At 45.2% G+C, this 17,132-nt stretch carries 12 protein-coding genes; all 12 read left to right on the forward strand.

Annotated elements, in window-relative coordinates; translation table 11 throughout:
• Position 1: 1 nt before the first annotated feature.
• The 12 genes from murE (at position 2) to secA (ending at position 17,080) form a co-directional block, all read left to right on the forward strand.
• Entirely contained in the window at positions 2-1,486 is a 1,485-nt protein-coding gene (murE, locus tag L4D05_RS01030; RefSeq protein ID WP_265673669.1) for a UDP-N-acetylmuramoyl-L-alanyl-D-glutamate--2,6-diaminopimelate ligase, read from the forward strand.
• Positions 1,483-2,844 (forward strand): UDP-N-acetylmuramoyl-tripeptide--D-alanyl-D-alanine ligase, encoded by a 1,362-nt coding sequence (locus L4D05_RS01035; protein WP_428792783.1) that lies wholly within the window; start codon positions 1,483-1,485, stop codon positions 2,842-2,844. Before murE ends, L4D05_RS01035 begins: the two co-directional genes overlap by 4 nt.
• On the forward strand, positions 2,841-3,923 hold the full coding sequence (mraY, locus tag L4D05_RS01040) for a phospho-N-acetylmuramoyl-pentapeptide-transferase (protein ID WP_428792784.1): 1,083 nt from the start codon (positions 2,841-2,843) through the stop codon (positions 3,921-3,923). Before L4D05_RS01035 ends, mraY begins: the two co-directional genes overlap by 4 nt.
• Positions 3,924-3,944: 21 nt before the next feature.
• Positions 3,945-5,279 carry a UDP-N-acetylmuramoyl-L-alanine--D-glutamate ligase gene (gene murD, locus L4D05_RS01045; protein WP_428792785.1) on the forward strand — a complete coding sequence of 445 codons (1,335 nt, stop codon included), beginning with the start codon at positions 3,945-3,947 and terminating at the stop codon, positions 5,277-5,279.
• Between the two features lie 16 nt (positions 5,280-5,295).
• Complete coding sequence (gene ftsW / locus L4D05_RS01050) at positions 5,296-6,516, forward strand: cell division protein FtsW (RefSeq protein WP_428792786.1); 1,221 nt, start codon at positions 5,296-5,298, stop codon at positions 6,514-6,516.
• A complete protein-coding gene (murG, locus tag L4D05_RS01055) occupies positions 6,503-7,570 on the forward strand; it encodes an undecaprenyldiphospho-muramoylpentapeptide beta-N-acetylglucosaminyltransferase (protein WP_428792787.1) in 1,068 nt (355 codons plus the stop codon). The genes ftsW and murG overlap by 14 nt, the downstream gene beginning before the upstream one ends.
• A 13-nt stretch (positions 7,571-7,583) precedes the next feature.
• On the forward strand, positions 7,584-9,050 hold the full coding sequence (gene murC, locus L4D05_RS01060) for a UDP-N-acetylmuramate--L-alanine ligase (RefSeq protein WP_265673674.1): 1,467 nt from the start codon (positions 7,584-7,586) through the stop codon (positions 9,048-9,050).
• Between the two features lie 274 nt (positions 9,051-9,324).
• Positions 9,325-10,095 (forward strand): cell division protein FtsQ/DivIB, encoded by a 771-nt coding sequence (locus L4D05_RS01065; RefSeq protein ID WP_428750669.1) that lies wholly within the window; start codon positions 9,325-9,327, stop codon positions 10,093-10,095.
• A gap of 137 nt (positions 10,096-10,232) precedes the next feature.
• The gene (ftsA, locus tag L4D05_RS01070) at positions 10,233-11,495 is read left to right on the forward strand and encodes a cell division protein FtsA (protein ID WP_265673675.1); all 1,263 of its coding nucleotides are present in this window, start codon (positions 10,233-10,235) and stop codon (positions 11,493-11,495) included.
• A gap of 29 nt (positions 11,496-11,524) precedes the next feature.
• Positions 11,525-12,748, forward strand: a complete 1,224-nt coding sequence (gene ftsZ / locus L4D05_RS01075) for a cell division protein FtsZ (protein ID WP_265673676.1) — start codon at positions 11,525-11,527, stop codon at positions 12,746-12,748.
• 99 nt (positions 12,749-12,847) lie between these two features.
• The gene (gene lpxC / locus L4D05_RS01080) at positions 12,848-13,765 is read left to right on the forward strand and encodes a UDP-3-O-acyl-N-acetylglucosamine deacetylase (RefSeq protein ID WP_250615744.1); all 918 of its coding nucleotides are present in this window, start codon (positions 12,848-12,850) and stop codon (positions 13,763-13,765) included.
• Between the two features lie 582 nt (positions 13,766-14,347).
• A complete protein-coding gene (gene secA, locus L4D05_RS01085) occupies positions 14,348-17,080 on the forward strand; it encodes a preprotein translocase subunit SecA (RefSeq protein WP_428792788.1) in 2,733 nt (910 codons plus the stop codon).
• Positions 17,081-17,132 lie beyond the last annotated feature (52 nt).

Consider the following 17,132-nt stretch of genomic DNA (forward strand, 5'->3'; position numbering starts at 1 on the left):
TATGTTGACGTCTTTGACATTGACAGCGTTGCTTGAGCCTTGGCTCAAAGTCGACAATAAAACCCTGGATGCGATCAAAGTGGCTAACCTTGAGTTGGATAGCCGCGCCATTACCCAAGGTGACACCTTCGTTGCCATTATTGGTCATGAAGTGGACGGTCGCCAGTTTATCGAGAAGGCCATTGCGGCGGGTGCCAGTAGTGTGATTGCTCAAGCCGATGAAGAAAGCCAGCATGGGCGAGTATCCGTAACAGGCTCAGTGCCGATTGTTTATCTTTATGGCTTAGACGGCTTTCTATCAACACTCGCAGCGCGTCTCTATCGTTACCAGCAAAATGTGATTGGGATTACTGGCACCAACGGCAAAACTACCATCACTCAGCTTATCGCTCAATGGATCGAATTACTTGGTCAGCGTGCGGCAGTCATGGGGACGACAGGTAATGGTTTTTTACAGCAGCTTGAAGTGGCAAAGAACACCACTGGAAATGCCATTGAAGTGCAAAAAACATTGGCCTCTCTAGATGGGCAAGGTGCGTCATATACAGCGATGGAAGTCTCTTCCCATGGGTTAATTCAAGGGCGCGTCGCCGCTGTACCTTTTAAGTTGGGCATTTTCACCAACCTTAGCCGCGACCACTTGGACTATCACGGCACGATGGCTAGCTATGAAGCGGCGAAACAACAACTGTTTACTCAACATCACTGTGAACACGCGGTAATTAATGTTGATGATGAAGTGGGGGTGCGCTGGCTTGAAGCTCGCCCTGATGCGATAGCGGTTTCCGTTAATGGTCATCAAATAGGTCAACATGCGCTGTGGGCAAGTCAGGTCAAATACAGTGAAAACGGTATTGAAATCGACTTTGATGGTTGCTTTGGTCAAGGTCAACTCAAGGCTCCCCTTATTGGCCAGTTTAATGCGTGTAATGTCATGCTGGCATTGGCAGCTTTGCTTCGGTTAGGTTTTGATAAGCAGCAGTTAATTGAATGTGCGCAAAACTTACAACCTGTTTTGGGGCGGATGGAGCTATTTCACGCCGTATCGAAGCCGAAAGTTGTGGTTGATTACGCGCACACGCCAGATGCATTAGAAAAAGCGCTGCAAGCACTACGCGTTCACTGTGAAGGAAAACTTTGGGTGATTGTTGGGTGTGGTGGTGATCGTGATAAAGGTAAACGACCTCTCATGGCAAGCATTGCCGAGCAGCTCGCCGACCATGTCATTATCAGTGATGATAACCCTCGTAGTGAAGATCCAGCCGCCATTGTTGCTGATATGCTAGCGGGTGTGCAAAGTCCTGACTCCATCATGGTGCAGCATAGCCGATTTGATGCGGCTAAGCTTGCCGTCTCTAATGCTGGGATTGCCGATATTATTTTACTAGCGGGTAAAGGGCATGAGGATTATCAGGTTATAGGCCAAGAGTCTCGACACTACTCTGATCGTGAGTCGGCCGCGACTCTATTAGGGGTAGCGTTATGATCACACTTGCTTTATCTACGCTGGCGCAAGTTGTCGATGGGCGACTGATTGGTGAAGATACACAAATTGAACACGTCACGACCGACACACGAGCGATCGAAACTGGCGCGCTGTTTATTGCCTTAGTTGGTGAACGTTTTGATGCGCATGATTTTGTTGGTCAGGCCAAAGACAACGGAGCAACTGCCGTTATTGTCGAGCGAGTGCTCGACGTGGATATTGCGCAAATTATCGTTGAAGATTCATTGAAGGCTCTGGGTCAACTCGGTGAATATGTGCATCAAGGTTGTCACACTAAAACCGTGGCGATTACTGGTAGTTGCGGAAAAACAACCGTTAAAGAGATGGTGGCGAGCATTTTAAGCCAGCAGGGTCAGGTGTTATATACTGCTGGCAATTTTAACAATGATATTGGCGTGCCTTTGACGTTGTTAAGAAGCACCAAAGATGATGATTTCGCAGTGATTGAAATGGGCGCAAATCATATTGGTGAAATAGCCTACACCACTCAACTTACCCATCCTGATATCGCGATAGTGAATAATGTCGCAGAAGCCCACCTTGAAGGTTTTGGCTCTCTAGATGGTGTAAAACAAGCCAAAGGTGAAATTTATCAAGGCTTGCAAGCAGGGGGCATTGCTTTAGTTAACCTTGATAGCCAAGGTGGGACAATGTGGCAAGATGTTCTGCGTGATAAATGCGTGGTCACTTTTGCTCAGCAAAACTCTGACGCAGACTATTTTGCTTCTGACATAGCAATGTCATCGAAGGGTAGCTCCTCCTTTACACTGCATACTCCAATCGGGCAAGTGGCGATTCAGCTTGGTTTAGTGGGCGCGCATAACGTGAGTAATGCGATTGCGGCGGCGGCACTTGCTGTGCAATGTGGTGGAACATTAGCGCATATTCAACTTGGATTGAAAACGTTAGACAAAGTGAAAGGACGTGTTGAGGTAGAGACACTGACAGATACGATCACCTTGATTGACGATAGCTACAACGCCAGTGTGCCTGCGATGAAAGCCGCGGTGGACCTCCTCTCCCAATTTGATGGGGAGCGCTGGTTGATTTTGGGCAACATGGCGGAATTGGGGCATGAAAGCCTTGCACTTCACAAAGAAGTCGGACAACATGCTGCACCTTTCGCTTTCGAGCATGTTTTAACCTATGGTGAAGATGCGAAAGCGATCAGTGACCTTTGCGGTGGTAAGCATTTTCAAAGTCACGACGCTATGCTTGATTATATTGAGCAACACCTATTATTACTAAATCAGACCTCTCACACCTTATTGGTGAAAGGGGCGAACAGTGCCGGTATGTTTAAAGTAGCCAATGCACTGAAGGAGAACTTTACATGATTATTTGGCTTGCAGAGCTGCTTCAGCCATACTTTTCTTTTTTTCGTCTTTTTGAATACCTGTCATTTAGAGCGATTGTCAGTGTATTGACGGCGCTCGGTATATCCTTATGGATGGGACCAAAAATGATCGCTAAATTGCAGATGCTGCAAATTGGTCAAGTGGTTCGTAACGAAGGTCCAGAATCCCACTTTAGCAAACGCGGCACTCCGACAATGGGTGGCGTAATGATCTTGTTTGCTATCACCATTACTATCTTGCTTTGGTCTGATTTGAGTAACCCTTATGTATGGGCTGTTCTCTTTGTTCTGCTTGGCTATGGAGTCGTCGGCTTTGTCGATGATTACCGTAAAGTCGTTCGAAAAAACACCGATGGTTTGATTGCTCGCTGGAAGTATTTTTGGCAATCAATGATTGCTTTAGTGGTGGCATTTGCTTTGTATGCTCACGGACAAGATACCGCCGCGACTCAGCTGGTGGTCCCTTTCTTTAAAGATGTGATGCCGCAAATGGGACTGTTTTATATTGTATTCACTTACTTTGTTATTGTCGGTACCAGCAATGCGGTGAACTTGACCGACGGCTTAGATGGTTTGGCGATTATGCCAACGGTATTGGTTGCAGCCGGCTTCGCAGTGATTGCATGGGCAACGGGTAACGTGAACTTTGCCAATTATTTGCATATCCCTCATATCCCTTATACGTCCGAACTAGTGGTGGTTTGTACCGCGATCGTTGGTGCAGGGCTTGGCTTTTTGTGGTTTAACACTTACCCAGCACAAGTATTTATGGGCGATGTGGGTTCACTGGCACTGGGCGGCGCGCTTGGTGTAATAGCGGTATTGGTTCGCCAAGAGTTCGTATTGGTGATCATGGGTGGTGTTTTTGTTATGGAAACCTTGTCGGTGATTTTGCAGGTAGGTTCTTACAAGCTACGTGGGCAGCGTATTTTCCGCATGGCGCCTATCCATCACCACTATGAGCTAAAAGGATGGCCAGAACCTCGCGTTATCGTACGTTTTTGGATTATCTCTATCGTTCTTGTTTTAATTGGCTTAGCCACGCTAAAAGTACGTTAAGTCAGGTTAGGGAAAGTAAGCATGGAACGTTGGCAAAACATTCACAATGTTGTTGTTGTAGGGCTCGGTATTACCGGGCTCTCAGTCGTTAATTACCTTCAAAAACTGCCACATACGCTTCGTATTCGCGTCATGGATTCTCGAACCCAAGCACCGGGTGCTGGTGAGTTACCTGATGGCGTGGAGTTGCATTGTGGAAGCTTTAATCAGCAGTGGTTAAATGAGGCTGATCTTGTGGTTTGCAATCCTGGTATTGCTTTAGCTACGCCCGAAATTGATGCGGCAAGACAGCTTGGTGTTCCCGTTGTGGGTGATATTGAACTATTTGCTTGGGCAAATACGAAACCAGTCATCGCCATTACCGGCTCTAACGGTAAAAGTACTGTGACTGATCTGACGGGCGCGCTAGCTAAAGCAACGGGATTATCGGTTGGTGTCGGCGGCAACATTGGCGTGCCAGCTTTAGACTTGCTTGCTATCGATGCGGATCTTTATGTATTGGAGTTATCGAGCTTTCAGTTGGAAACAACATCGAGTTTAAAGGTGACTGTCGCGGCATTTTTGAACCTGTCAGAAGACCACATGGACCGATATCAAGGGATGAGCGATTACGCGCAAGCGAAACGTCGTATTTTCATGAACGCTGAATATGCCCTTGTTAATCGAGCGGAGCCGGAAACGTATCCTAATGAGTCGGCTAATACTTGCCAGATTGAGACGTTTGGTTTTGATAATCAGGCTTTTGGTATGTCGGAGGCACAAGGCACGACATGGTTAATGGATCATGGTGAGCCGATAGCCGACACAACACGCTTAAGTCTTGTGGGTAAACATAACTGGTCTAATGCGCTGGTGGCTTGTGCGTTACTTAAGCTTGCGGGCATTGATTATCATCGTGCCATCGATACATTGACGCGCTACTCTGGTCTGAGCCATCGCTGTCAAGCGGTAGTAAAGAAACAAGGCGTCACGTGGGTCAACGACTCCAAGGCGACGAATGTGGCAAGTACGCTAGCAGCATTATCGGGATTAACATTAGAGGGTAAACTATATCTTCTTGTTGGCGGCGAGGGTAAAGGCGCAGATTTCAGTGCCTTGGCTGAACCCTTATCTCAATTAAATGTCATGCTCTGCTGTTTTGGTCGTGATAAAGCCTGTTTTACCGAGCTTCACTCAAGCGCTCAACAGTTTGCCTCGCTTGATGACGCGATTGCTCATATTACGCCAATGCTTACCAAGGGTGATATGGTGATGCTTTCTCCAGCATGTGCAAGCTTTGATCAGTTTGCCAACTTTATGGCTCGTGGTGATCATTTTTCAGCACTGGCTTTGCAATACGCACCACAAGTTAGTTAATACGGACAGGTCGAGTATGTTTCATCAAGTTAAACAACGCACTTCAGATTGGTTATCTATGCCAGCACCGAAGGCGCTTTATGACCGACAGCTTGTCTGGTTAGCACTTGGTTTAATGATGATCGGCCTAGTGATGGTGACATCAGCGTCCTTTCCAATCAGTTCTCGCTTAACTGATCAGCCTTTCCACTTCATGTTTAGACATGCCATTTTTTTATGCTTAGCCATTGGTGTGTCATCGGTAGTGCTACAAGTACCGGTCAAAAAGTGGTTTCAATACAGCTCTTATCTTTTAGCTATCTCCGTTTTTTTGCTCGTGGTGGTATTGGTAGCGGGCAAATCGGTGAATGGGGCTTCTCGCTGGATCCCGCTGGGGCTGTTTAACTTGCAGCCAGCAGAAGTGGCAAAATTGTCGCTGTTTATTTTTATGTCAGGCTACTTGGTTCGTAAACAAGATGAGGTTCGACAGTCGTTCTTCGGGGGATTCATTAAGCCCATTCTGGTATTCATGACATTGGCAGTGCTCTTATTGGGGCAACCTGACTTAGGCTCTGTTGTCGTGATGCTAGTGACACTGTTCGGGATGCTGTTTGTTGCCGGAGCAAAACTCTCTCACTTTATTGCGCTTTTTGTTGCTGGAGTAACGGCGGTCATAGGGCTTATTTTAGCTGAACCCTATCGTGTACGACGAGTGACGTCGTTCTTGGACCCTTGGGAAGACCCGTTTGGGAGTGGTTATCAACTGACTCAATCACTGATGGCATTTGGTCGTGGTAACTTGATGGGGCAAGGACTCGGTAACTCGGTGCAAAAATTGGAGTATTTACCAGAAGCGCATACCGATTTTGTTTTTGCCGTTTTGGCTGAAGAACTAGGCTATATCGGCGTAGTATTAGTCTTGATGTTAGTTTTTGGTCTGGTAATTAAAGCGCTATTTATTGGTAAAAGAGCCTTTGAAAAACAAGAACTTTTTGGCGGTTATCTCTCTTTTGCTATTGGTATCTGGTTTGCATTTCAAACCCTTGTTAATGTGGGGGCTGCCGCTGGTATGGTGCCGACGAAAGGCTTAACACTACCGCTGATTAGTTACGGTGGTTCTAGTTTGATTATTATGTCAGTGGCGGTGTCAATTTTACTGAGAATTGACCACGAATGTCGTCTATTGCCGGATAGTGTTGAAGTTAAGAAACCGAAAAAAGCGCCAGAAGAAAAAGTAGTGAATAATGAAGAAAAATAAACGATTAATGGTGATGGCTGGTGGTACTGGCGGTCACGTTTTTCCTGGTCTCGCTGTTGCGACAAGACTTCAGGAGCAAGGATGGGATATTCGCTGGCTTGGTACGGCGGACCGAATGGAAGCCGAGCTTGTACCGAAACATGGTATTGAAATCGATTTTATTAAGGTTAAAGGGCTACGTGGTCAGGGGATTGCGAAGCTTATCAAAGCGCCGTTCCAAATCTTTAGTGCGATTTTGCAAGCCAGAGCTCACCTTAAGAACTGGCATCCAGATGCGGTACTTGGCATGGGTGGATATGTCAGTGGTCCGGGGGGAATTGCCGCTTGGAGCCTAGGAATCCCGGTCGTATTACATGAACAAAATGGCGTAGCAGGCTTAACGAATAGCTGGTTATCAAAGATAGCTAAAAAAGTATTTCAAGCTTTTCCAGGTGCATTTCCCAATGCAGAAGTGGTCGGTAATCCGGTAAGACAAGATTTATTGAATATTGAACGGCCAGAAACACGCCTTGCTCAGAGAGAAGGGGATATTCGCATTCTTGTGATGGGTGGCAGCCAAGGTGCTCAGATTCTGAATAAGACGCTTCCTCCTGTATTGCAAGCGTTGGGGGGCGGTTACGAGGTCTACCATCAAGCGGGCAAAGGAAATCAAGAGTCGGTAAGTCGTGAGTATCAACAATGTGGTGTATCGAGTGCTACCGTTAGTGATTTTATTGATGACGTATCCGCCGCGTACCAATGGGCAGATCTAGTGGTATGCCGGTCAGGTGCCTTAACGGTGTCGGAGCTGGCCGCGGTTGGTGTTGGCGCTATTTTTGTACCATTTATGCATAAAGATAGACAACAAGCGCTTAATGGCGATCATCTTGTGAATAGTGGTGCAGCGTATATGATTGAGCAACCCGATTTAACGGTGGACGCTCTCGCAGAACAAATTCGCGTTTTAGATCGAGCGCAGTTAGAGAGTTTGGCGATAAATGCTCGAAAAGCCGCTAAACTTGACGCAGATACGCGTGTAGCCAACGAAATTATAGAATTAACAAATTTAGATTAATGAGACGTTTTTAATGACACAGCAGCACAAACAAGATTTAGCACAAATTCGTGCTTTAGTACCGGAAATGCGACGAGTGAAAACCATTCACTTCGTTGGTATCGGTGGCGCAGGAATGAGTGGGATTGCCGAGGTATTGCTCAACGAGGGGTATCAAATTACCGGCTCTGACCTTGGAAGTAATGCCGTGACCGAGCGCTTGCTCGAAAAAGGCGCTACGATCTATCTTGGCCATCAAGCAAGCAATATCGATCAGGCGAGTGTTGTTGTTGTATCAACGGCTATTAATGCCGATAACCCTGAGTTGATGGCGGCAAAAGAGTTGCGTATACCGGTAGTGCAGCGCGCTGAAATGTTGGCCGAGCTTATGCGTTTCCGCCATGGTATTGCAGTAGCAGGGACGCATGGTAAAACGACAACCACGGCCTTAGTGACACAGATCTATTCTGAAGCAGGTATGGATCCGACGTTTGTGAATGGTGGTTTAGTGAAAAGCGCTGGTACCAATGCACGCCTTGGATCAAGCCGTATTTTGATTGCGGAAGCCGATGAGAGTGATGCGTCTTTCCTTCACCTTCAGCCAATGGTCAGTATTGTCACTAATATTGAAGCTGACCACATGGATACCTACGGTGGAGATTTTGATACGTTGAAACAGACGTTTATCGATTTTCTGCACAACTTACCATTTTATGGTCAAGCGGTGGTATGTGTCGACGATCCCGTCGTGCGAGAGCTCATTCCTCGTATTAGCCGCCAAGTGATTACTTACGGTTTTTCTGATGATGCCGACGTTCGTATTGAAAATTACCGTCAGGAAGGGCAGCAAGGTAAGTTTACTGTTGTCAGAAAAGACCGAGATAACCTAGATATTACGCTCAATATACCTGGTGAACATAATGCTCTGAACGCATCCGCGGCGATTGCGGTTGCAACGGAAGATAATATTTCTGACGAGGCGATAGTCAAAGCTATGTTGGGTACTGAAGGGACGGGTCGTCGCTTTGAGCACTTGGGGGAATTTGATACCGGTAATGGCAATGTCATGTTAGTGGATGACTATGGGCATCACCCTACAGAAGTTGACGTGACCATTAAAGCGGCACGCAATGGCTGGAGTGATAAGCGCCTTGTCATGGTATTTCAACCCCACCGTTACAGCCGGACTCGTGACTTGTATGAAGACTTTGCCAATGTACTGGAGCAGGTCGATGTATTAGTGATGTTGGATGTATATTCTGCGGGCGAAGCGCCAATTGTTGGTGCCGATGGGCGAGCCCTGTGTCGGACTATACGTACGCGAGGGAAGCTAGATCCTGTTTTTGTTCCAGAAATTAACAGTTTACCCTCAGTTTTATCTAATCTCTTGCAAGATGGAGACTTAGTGCTGACGCAAGGTGCAGGTGATATCGGTAAAGTAGCTAAACAATTACAAGCGATGGAGCTAAGCATCAAAACGATGCAAAATAGCGATTGCTAGTTATTGTGTATTCTATCAAATAAAAGTACGCTGTACGGCTTGGTTTTAACTTATAAAGTTGCCCAAGCCGATTTTTTACGGATTTCCTACTCAAATCATCAGATTTATGTGGTTCAGTGTTTGATAGTTTGATATTCGTTAGTATAATCCTAAGGTTATAGACAATAGAATAGACGCTTACTCCGCAATCTTAAAAGGTGAAGGGAATAATTAGGGACCAATAGGTTTGACAGAAGCTTCTGCGAGCAGCGCAACATACAAAAAACCAGCCACTTTGCTAAAGCAACCCGTCACGTTGTTGAAGCAAAATCGTTTAGGCTTGGCATTTTTGTTTATTGTCATTATTGCTATCGGCTCTATGCTCTACGCCACAATAAGTTGGATGTGGGACGATCAACGACTTCCTTTGTCTAAAATTGTATTACAAGGTGAACTGACTCACGTGTCGGCAAAAGACGTGCAAGATGCGTTTGCTCACCTTGATCATATAGGTACATTCATGTCTCAGGACATTAATGTATTGCAAGCCAGTGTTGAGAATATCGAGTGGGTATCTCAAGCTTCCGTAAGAAAGCAGTGGCCAGATACGGTTAAAGTATTTTTAACGGAATATCAAGCCAGTGCTATTTGGAATGGTATTGAAATGCTGGATGCTTCCGGTGTGATCTTTAATGGCGATGTTTCGCAAATTGAAGAAGAAAAAGTGAAACTGTATGGGCCGGCAGGAACACAGCTCAAAGTGTTGAACGCTTATAGAGAAAGTAATAAAAAATTGTCGCCATTAGGGCTATCGATTTCATCTTTAGTATTAAATGAGCGCCGTGCTTGGCAGGTAATTTTAGATAATGGAATTCGAGTCGAGCTAGGTAAAGATGCACTGAACGACCGTTTACAACGATTTATTTTCTTATATCAACGACTCGGTGAGAAGGTTTCTCAAGTGAGTTATATTGATTTGCGATACGATACAGGTGCGGCTGTGGGTTGGTTTCCTGATGCTGAAGTGATGGAAAGCAATGGTAGCACCAAGAATATAGCAAGTTAACGACTGACATTATGTATCGATATTTTGAGTGTTGATACATAAATTCAGTCTTGCGATTAAGTCTCTTCATCCGTGAAATTATTGATCTGGTGGCGAAACTTAAATGGTAATTGAAACTTTACAATAAGAGAGTACAGATGACTAAGACCATGGATGACAATTTAATTGTCGGTCTTGATATAGGCACTGCTACCGTGTCGGCCTTGGTAGGAGAGATTTTACCAGACGGTCAGGTGAATATTATTGGTGCTGGATCCAGTCCATCTAGAGGGATGGATAAGGGTGGCGTCAACGATCTTGAGTCCGTCGTTAAGTCAGTCCAGCGTGCGATTGATCAAGCCGAATTAATGGCTGAATGTAAGATCACCAATGTCTTTATCTCTCTGTCAGGTCGTCATATTGCCAGCCGTATCGAAAAAGGTATGGGAACCATTTCTGAAGAAGAAGTGTCACAAGATGATATGGACCGAGCGATTCATACCGCTAAATCTATAAAAATTGGTGATGAACAACGTATTCTGCATGTAATTCCGCAAGAATTTACCATAGACTATCAAGAAGGCATAAAAAACCCTCTCGGTTTATCCGGTGTTCGAATGGAGGTCAGTGTCCATTTGATTTCTTGCCATAACGATATGGCACGGAATATCATTAAGGCAGTAGAGCGTTGTGACTTAAAAGTCGAGCAGCTTGTCTTTTCTGGTTTGGCATCAAGTAATGCTGTCATCACTGAAGATGAGCGTGAGCTTGGCGTTTGTGTGGTTGATATCGGTGCTGGCACGATGGATGTGTCTATCTGGACTGGCGGAGCGTTACGACACACAGAAGTGTTTTCATACGCAGGTAACGCTGTGACTAGTGATATCGCGTTTGCGTTCGGCACACCATTAAGTGATGCTGAAGAGATTAAAGTGAAACACGGCTGTGCATTAAGTGAGTTGGTCAGTAAAGACGATACAGTTAATGTCCCAAGTGTTGGTGGACGTCCTTCTCGTAGTTTACAGCGTCAAACGCTGGCGGAAGTGATTGAACCACGCTATACAGAGTTAATGGGGTTGGTAAATCAGACCATTGATAATGTACAGGTTAAATTAAGAGAGAGTGGTGTTAAACATCATCTCGCTGCCGGAGTCGTCTTAACAGGTGGCGCCGCGCAAATTGAAGGGGTTGTTGAATGCGCAGAACGTGTTTTTCGCAACCAGGTCCGTGTTGGCAAACCTCTCGAGGTTAGTGGCCTTACGGACTACGTTAAAGAGCCGTATCATTCGACGGCTGTAGGATTACTTCATTACGCAAGAGATAGTCAGATTAATGACGACAATGATTATAACGAACCAAAACGTCAATCGGTGTCGACACTATTCGGAAAATTGCGTAATTGGATACAAAAAGAGTTTTAACCTGAGTTGCAGGGAAACGGAGATAACAAATGTTTGAACCGATGATGGAAATGTCTGACGAAGCGGTAATCAAGGTAGTTGGAGTTGGCGGTGGCGGTGGTAACGCTGTTGAACACATGGTGCGCGAATCAATCGAAGGGGTTGATTTCATCAGTGTAAATACAGACGCACAAGCGCTTCGCAAAACGAGTATTAACCACGTCATTCAAATTGGTGGTGATATCACAAAAGGCTTGGGTGCGGGTGCAAACCCACAAGTTGGACGTGATGCAGCTCTAGAAGATAAAGAAAGAATTAAAGAAAGCATTACTGGCGCCGATATGGTGTTTATCGCAGCAGGTATGGGCGGTGGCACGGGTACTGGTGCGGCGCCTGTGATTGCTGAAGTGGCGAAAGAACTGGGCATCTTAACCGTTGCCGTAGTAACGAAACCATTTAGCTTTGAAGGTAAAAAACGGTTGGCGTTTGCTGAGCAAGGAATTGAAGAGCTTTCTAAGCATGTTGATTCTTTGATTACAATCCCGAACGAAAAGCTTCTCAAAGTGCTAGGTCGCGGTGTGACTTTACTTGAAGCCTTTGCAAGTGCGAACGACGTACTTAAAAATGCGGTTCAAGGTATTGCTGAGTTGATTACTCGCCCTGGTATGATTAACGTCGATTTCGCCGATGTCCGTACCGTGATGTCTGAAATGGGACATGCAATGATGGGTAGTGGTGTCGCTAAAGGTGAAGACCGAGCGGAAGAGGCGGCTGAAATGGCCATTTCTAGCCCACTTCTTGAAGACATCGATCTTGCTGGTGCTCGTGGTGTTCTTGTGAACATTACTGCTGGTCTAGACATGCGCTTGGACGAGTTTGAAACGGTTGGTAACACGGTTAAGGCATTTGCTTCTGATAATGCAACGGTTGTTATTGGTACGTCTCTTGACCCAGATATGAGCGATGAAATTCGAGTAACGGTTGTTGCTACAGGTATTGGCAATGAACGTAAACCTGATATTACTTTAGTTGCTGGTGGTAAAGCCCCCGTTGCAACTGCTCAGCCACAGTCGGCACCACAAACTCAAGCTGCGAAAGTAGAAGAGAAAGTGGCACCAAATGTGCATGTAAATACTCAGAAGCCAGAGGTTAAACAGCAACCTGCACCATCGGCAAGCGCGCCGGCGAGTTCAGCAAACAACGCTGTACCAAAACCTGAAAAGGAAAATGGCTACTTAGATATTCCAGCATTTTTGCGTCGTCAAGCGGACTAACAAATCCGCTTGAATTTGACATAGCTCAAAATTCTGGTAGGATTCTCGGTTGCTTACATTATCAACAGTGATATGTAACGTAGATTAAGAGGTTTGCAGATGATCAAACAACGTACGCTGAAAGAAATAGTGACTACAGTGGGGGTGGGACTCCACTCTGGCCGTAAAGTAACACTAACTCTACGACCAGCTGCGGCCAACACCGGTGTTATTTACCGTCGTACCGACGTAAATCCTCCCGTGGATTTCCCTGCAGACCCGTTGTCAGTGCGTGATACCATGCTTTGTACCGCACTGGTTAATGATGAAGGTATTCGTATCTCTACCGTTGAGCACCTTAGTGCTGCGTTAGCGGGTATGGGTATCGATAACATTATTGTTGAAGTTGATGCGCCTGAGATTCCAATTATGGATGGCAGTGCAAGTCCGTTTGTTTACCTGCTTCAACAAGCTGGTATCGAAGTGCAGAGTGCACCGAAGCGTTTCATCCGCATTAAAAAGCCAGTGCGCTTTGAGGATGAAGACAAATGGGCAGAACTTCGCCCATACAACGGCTTCCGTATGGACTTTGAAATTGAGTTTAATCACCCTGCTATTGATTCAGATGAGCAGCGACTGAAGTTTGATTTCTCATCTCAAGGTTTTGTGAAAGAAATTTCACGCGCTCGTACTTTTGGCTTTATGCGTGATATTGAGTACCTTCAATCTCAAAATCTATGTCTAGGCGGTAGCTTTAACTGCGCCATCGTACTTGATGAGTACCGCATCTTGAATGAAGAAGGTCTTCGTTTTGAGAATGAATTTGTGACTCATAAAGTACTGGATGCAATTGGTGACTTGTACATGGCAGGGCATGCTATTGTTGGTGAGTTCTCTGCTTATAAGTCAGGCCACGGTCTTAATAACCAATTATTGAGAGCAGTGCTAGCGGATCAAGAAGCCTGGGAATGGGCAACATTCGAAGAAGAAGTTGGCTCTCCTGTTGCCTTTGCTGACCCTGCGATGGTTCTAGCATAAAAAGAATTTGAATGAAGAATCAGGCCTAGTGCCTGATTTTTTTGTTTAGGCTTTCCCACTTTCCCACTTTTGTATTTCTCGCTACAAATGACATGACCAAGTTTCCTGCCTGTCCTTTAATAACACTTTAATAGCTCTTCAATAACAACGGCAAGTCCTTGCCCCTTGTAAGTTATTTTTGCTGTAAAACGCTAGTTGAAATCGTCGTGCTATGGGTTTTGTGCGTGACTCCGCTGGGCTAGGGGCAGTATTGCTGCATGTTTAGATTGCATTTTTAACCGAGACTAGCGGTATCCTCATCACGCTATTTCGGCGACAATTTTGTTTTTTAAACACTCAAATTGCAAAAACTTCCAAATACATCAAACAAATTGAGGTTAGTTTGCCTAGTTACTTGGTTGTTAGGACAAAAATTCCTTACACTATGGCCATTAATTGGTAAGTCCGCCTTGAAATTTTTAAGTTTGAACTCAATATCAGCTTATATAGATTTTATCTCTGTTAGGTCAATAGACCCTAGTCGAGACGGAAGGCAATTTTAATAGGTCAGTATGATCTAATGGTAGAGAGAAAAAATTCACAATGATTACTAAGCTACTGACGAAGGTCATTGGTAGTCGCAATGATAGAACGTTGCGTCGACTAAAAAAAATTGTTAAACAGATTAACGACTTTGAACCTCAATTTGAGTCACTATCGGATGAAGATTTAAAAGCGAAAACGATAGAGTTCCGTGAGAGACTGGATAAAGGTGAAGACCTAGATCGTATCTTGCCAGAAGCATTCGCAACAGTACGTGAAGCATCGAAACGTGTATTCGGCATGCGTCACTTTGATGTGCAGCTCATTGGTGGCATGGTACTGAACTCTGGTCAAATCGCTGAAATGAGAACAGGTGAAGGTAAAACGCTGACCGCAACACTTCCAGCTTACCTAAACGCTCTACCAGGCAAAGGTGTTCATATCGTTACCGTCAACGATTACCTAGCAAAACGTGATGCTGAAACAAACCGAGCTTTGTTTGAATTCCTTGGCATGACTGTTGGTGTCAATGTGCCTAATATGCATCCGCAAGAGAAAAAAGAAGCCTATCAAGCGGACATTTTGTACGGAACAAATAACGAATTTGGTTTCGATTACCTGCGTGACAATATGGCGTTCCGCGAAGAAGATCGTGTACAGCGCGCTCGTTTCTTTGCTGTTGTCGATGAAGTGGATTCGATCTTGATTGATGAAGCGCGTACGCCGCTTATCATTTCAGGTCCAGCAGAAGATAGCTCAGAGCTTTATACTCGCATCAACACGTTAATCCCACACCTTCAGGTGCAAGAGCAGGAAGACTCAGAAGAGTACCGCGGCGACGGTCACTATACCGTTGACGAGAAATCAAAACAGGTACATTTAACTGAGACTGGTCAGGAGTTCGTTGAAGAACTGCTGATTAAAAATGGCATGATGGAAGAAGGGGATACCCTGTATTCTCCAACTAACATTAGCTTACTGCATCACGTGAATGCCGCGTTGCGTGCTCATGTGTTGTTTGAAGTTAACGTTGATTACATCGTTACCGAAGAAGGTGAGGTCGTCATTGTTGATGAGCACACTGGCCGTACTATGCCGGGTCGTCGTTGGTCTGAAGGTCTACACCAAGCTGTGGAAGCGAAAGAAGGCGTTAAGATTCAAAATGAAAACCAAACGCTGGCTTCGATTACTTTCCAAAACTTCTTCCGTCTGTATGAAAAACTGTCAGGCATGACCGGTACCGCTGATACTGAAGCGTTTGAATTCCAGTCTATCTATGGATTGGAAACTGTCGTTATCCCAACCAATAAACCAATGGTTCGTGATGACATGCCAGATGTGGTTTATCGTACTGAAGCAGAAAAATTCAACGCTATCATTGAAGATATCAAAGTACGTGCTGCAAATGGTCAACCGATTCTTGTGGGTACTGTATCGATTGAAAAGTCGGAATTGCTTTCTAATGCTTTGAAAGAAGCAAAAGTAAAACACAATGTACTAAACGCAAAATTCCATGAAAAAGAAGCTGAGATTGTTGCTGAAGCGGGTACGCCAGGTGCGGTAACTATCGCAACCAACATGGCGGGTCGTGGTACGGATATCGTGCTAGGCGGCAGCTGGCAGGCACAAGTTGAAGCGTTAGGTAATGCAACGCAAGAACAAATTGATGCGATTAAAGCAGAGTGGCGAGTAGTACACGATAAAGTGCTAGAGTCAGGTGGTTTGCACATTATTGGTACTGAACGTCATGAATCACGTCGTATCGATAACCAACTACGTGGTCGTTCTGGTCGTCAGGGGGATGCGGGTTCTTCGCGTTTCTATCTATCGATGGAAGATCAGCTCCTTCGTATCTTTACTTCAGACCGCATGGCGGGCTTGATTCAAAGTGGTATGGATGAAGGTGAGGCTATTGAAAGTAAGATGCTGTCTCGCTCGATTGAAAAAGCGCAACGTAAAGTTGAAGGGCGTAACTTCGATATTCGTAAGCAATTACTTGAATTCGATGATGTTGCCAACGATCAGCGTAAAGTTGTTTATGAGCTTCGTGATGAGCTTATGACGGCGGAAGATATTCGCGAAATGCTAGAGCATAACCGTGCAGACGTATTTACCTCGGTCATTGACGAGTATATTGCACCGCAATCTCTGGAAGATATGTGGGATGTGAAAGGTCTTCAAGAGCGCTTGAAAAACGACTTCGACTTAGATCTTCCTCTTACTACATGGCTAGAAGAAGATGACAAGCTGTATGAAGAAGCACTTCGAGAGAAGATTCTAGAGACCGCCGTTACGGTTTATAACCAAAAAGAAGAAACGGTTGGAGCTTCTGTACTGCGCAATTTCGAAAAGTCAGTCATGTTGCAAACGCTCGATACATTGTGGAAAGAGCACTTGGCTGCAATGGATCATCTACGTCAAGGTATTCACCTACGTGGTTACGCACAGAAGAACCCGAAACAAGAGTATAAGCGTGAATCATTTGAACTGTTTGAACAGTTACTTGAGTCACTTAAGTTGGATGTAATTACCATCTTGTCTAAAGTTCGAGTTCAGCAGCAAGAAGAAGTTGAGCGCATGGAAGCTCAGCGTCAAGCTCAAGCAGAAGAAGCGGCGCGCCGTGCTAAGCCTCAACATGCAAGTGCTGAAAACCAACTCGCTGACCACAGTGACGAAGAACAAAACGATGCTCACCAGCCAGTTGTTCGTGAAGAGCGTAAAGTTGGCCGTAATGAACCTTGTCCTTGTGGATCGGGTAAGAAGTACAAGCAGTGTCATGGTCAGATTAATTAAATAATGATGTAATTAAAAAGAGCCGCTTTCGCGGCTCTTTTTTTAAGGAAAA

Origin of the sequence: Vibrio nomapromontoriensis (assembly GCF_050337205.1) — a bacterium.
GTDB classification, from domain to species: domain Bacteria; phylum Pseudomonadota; class Gammaproteobacteria; order Enterobacterales; family Vibrionaceae; genus Vibrio; species Vibrio nomapromontoriensis.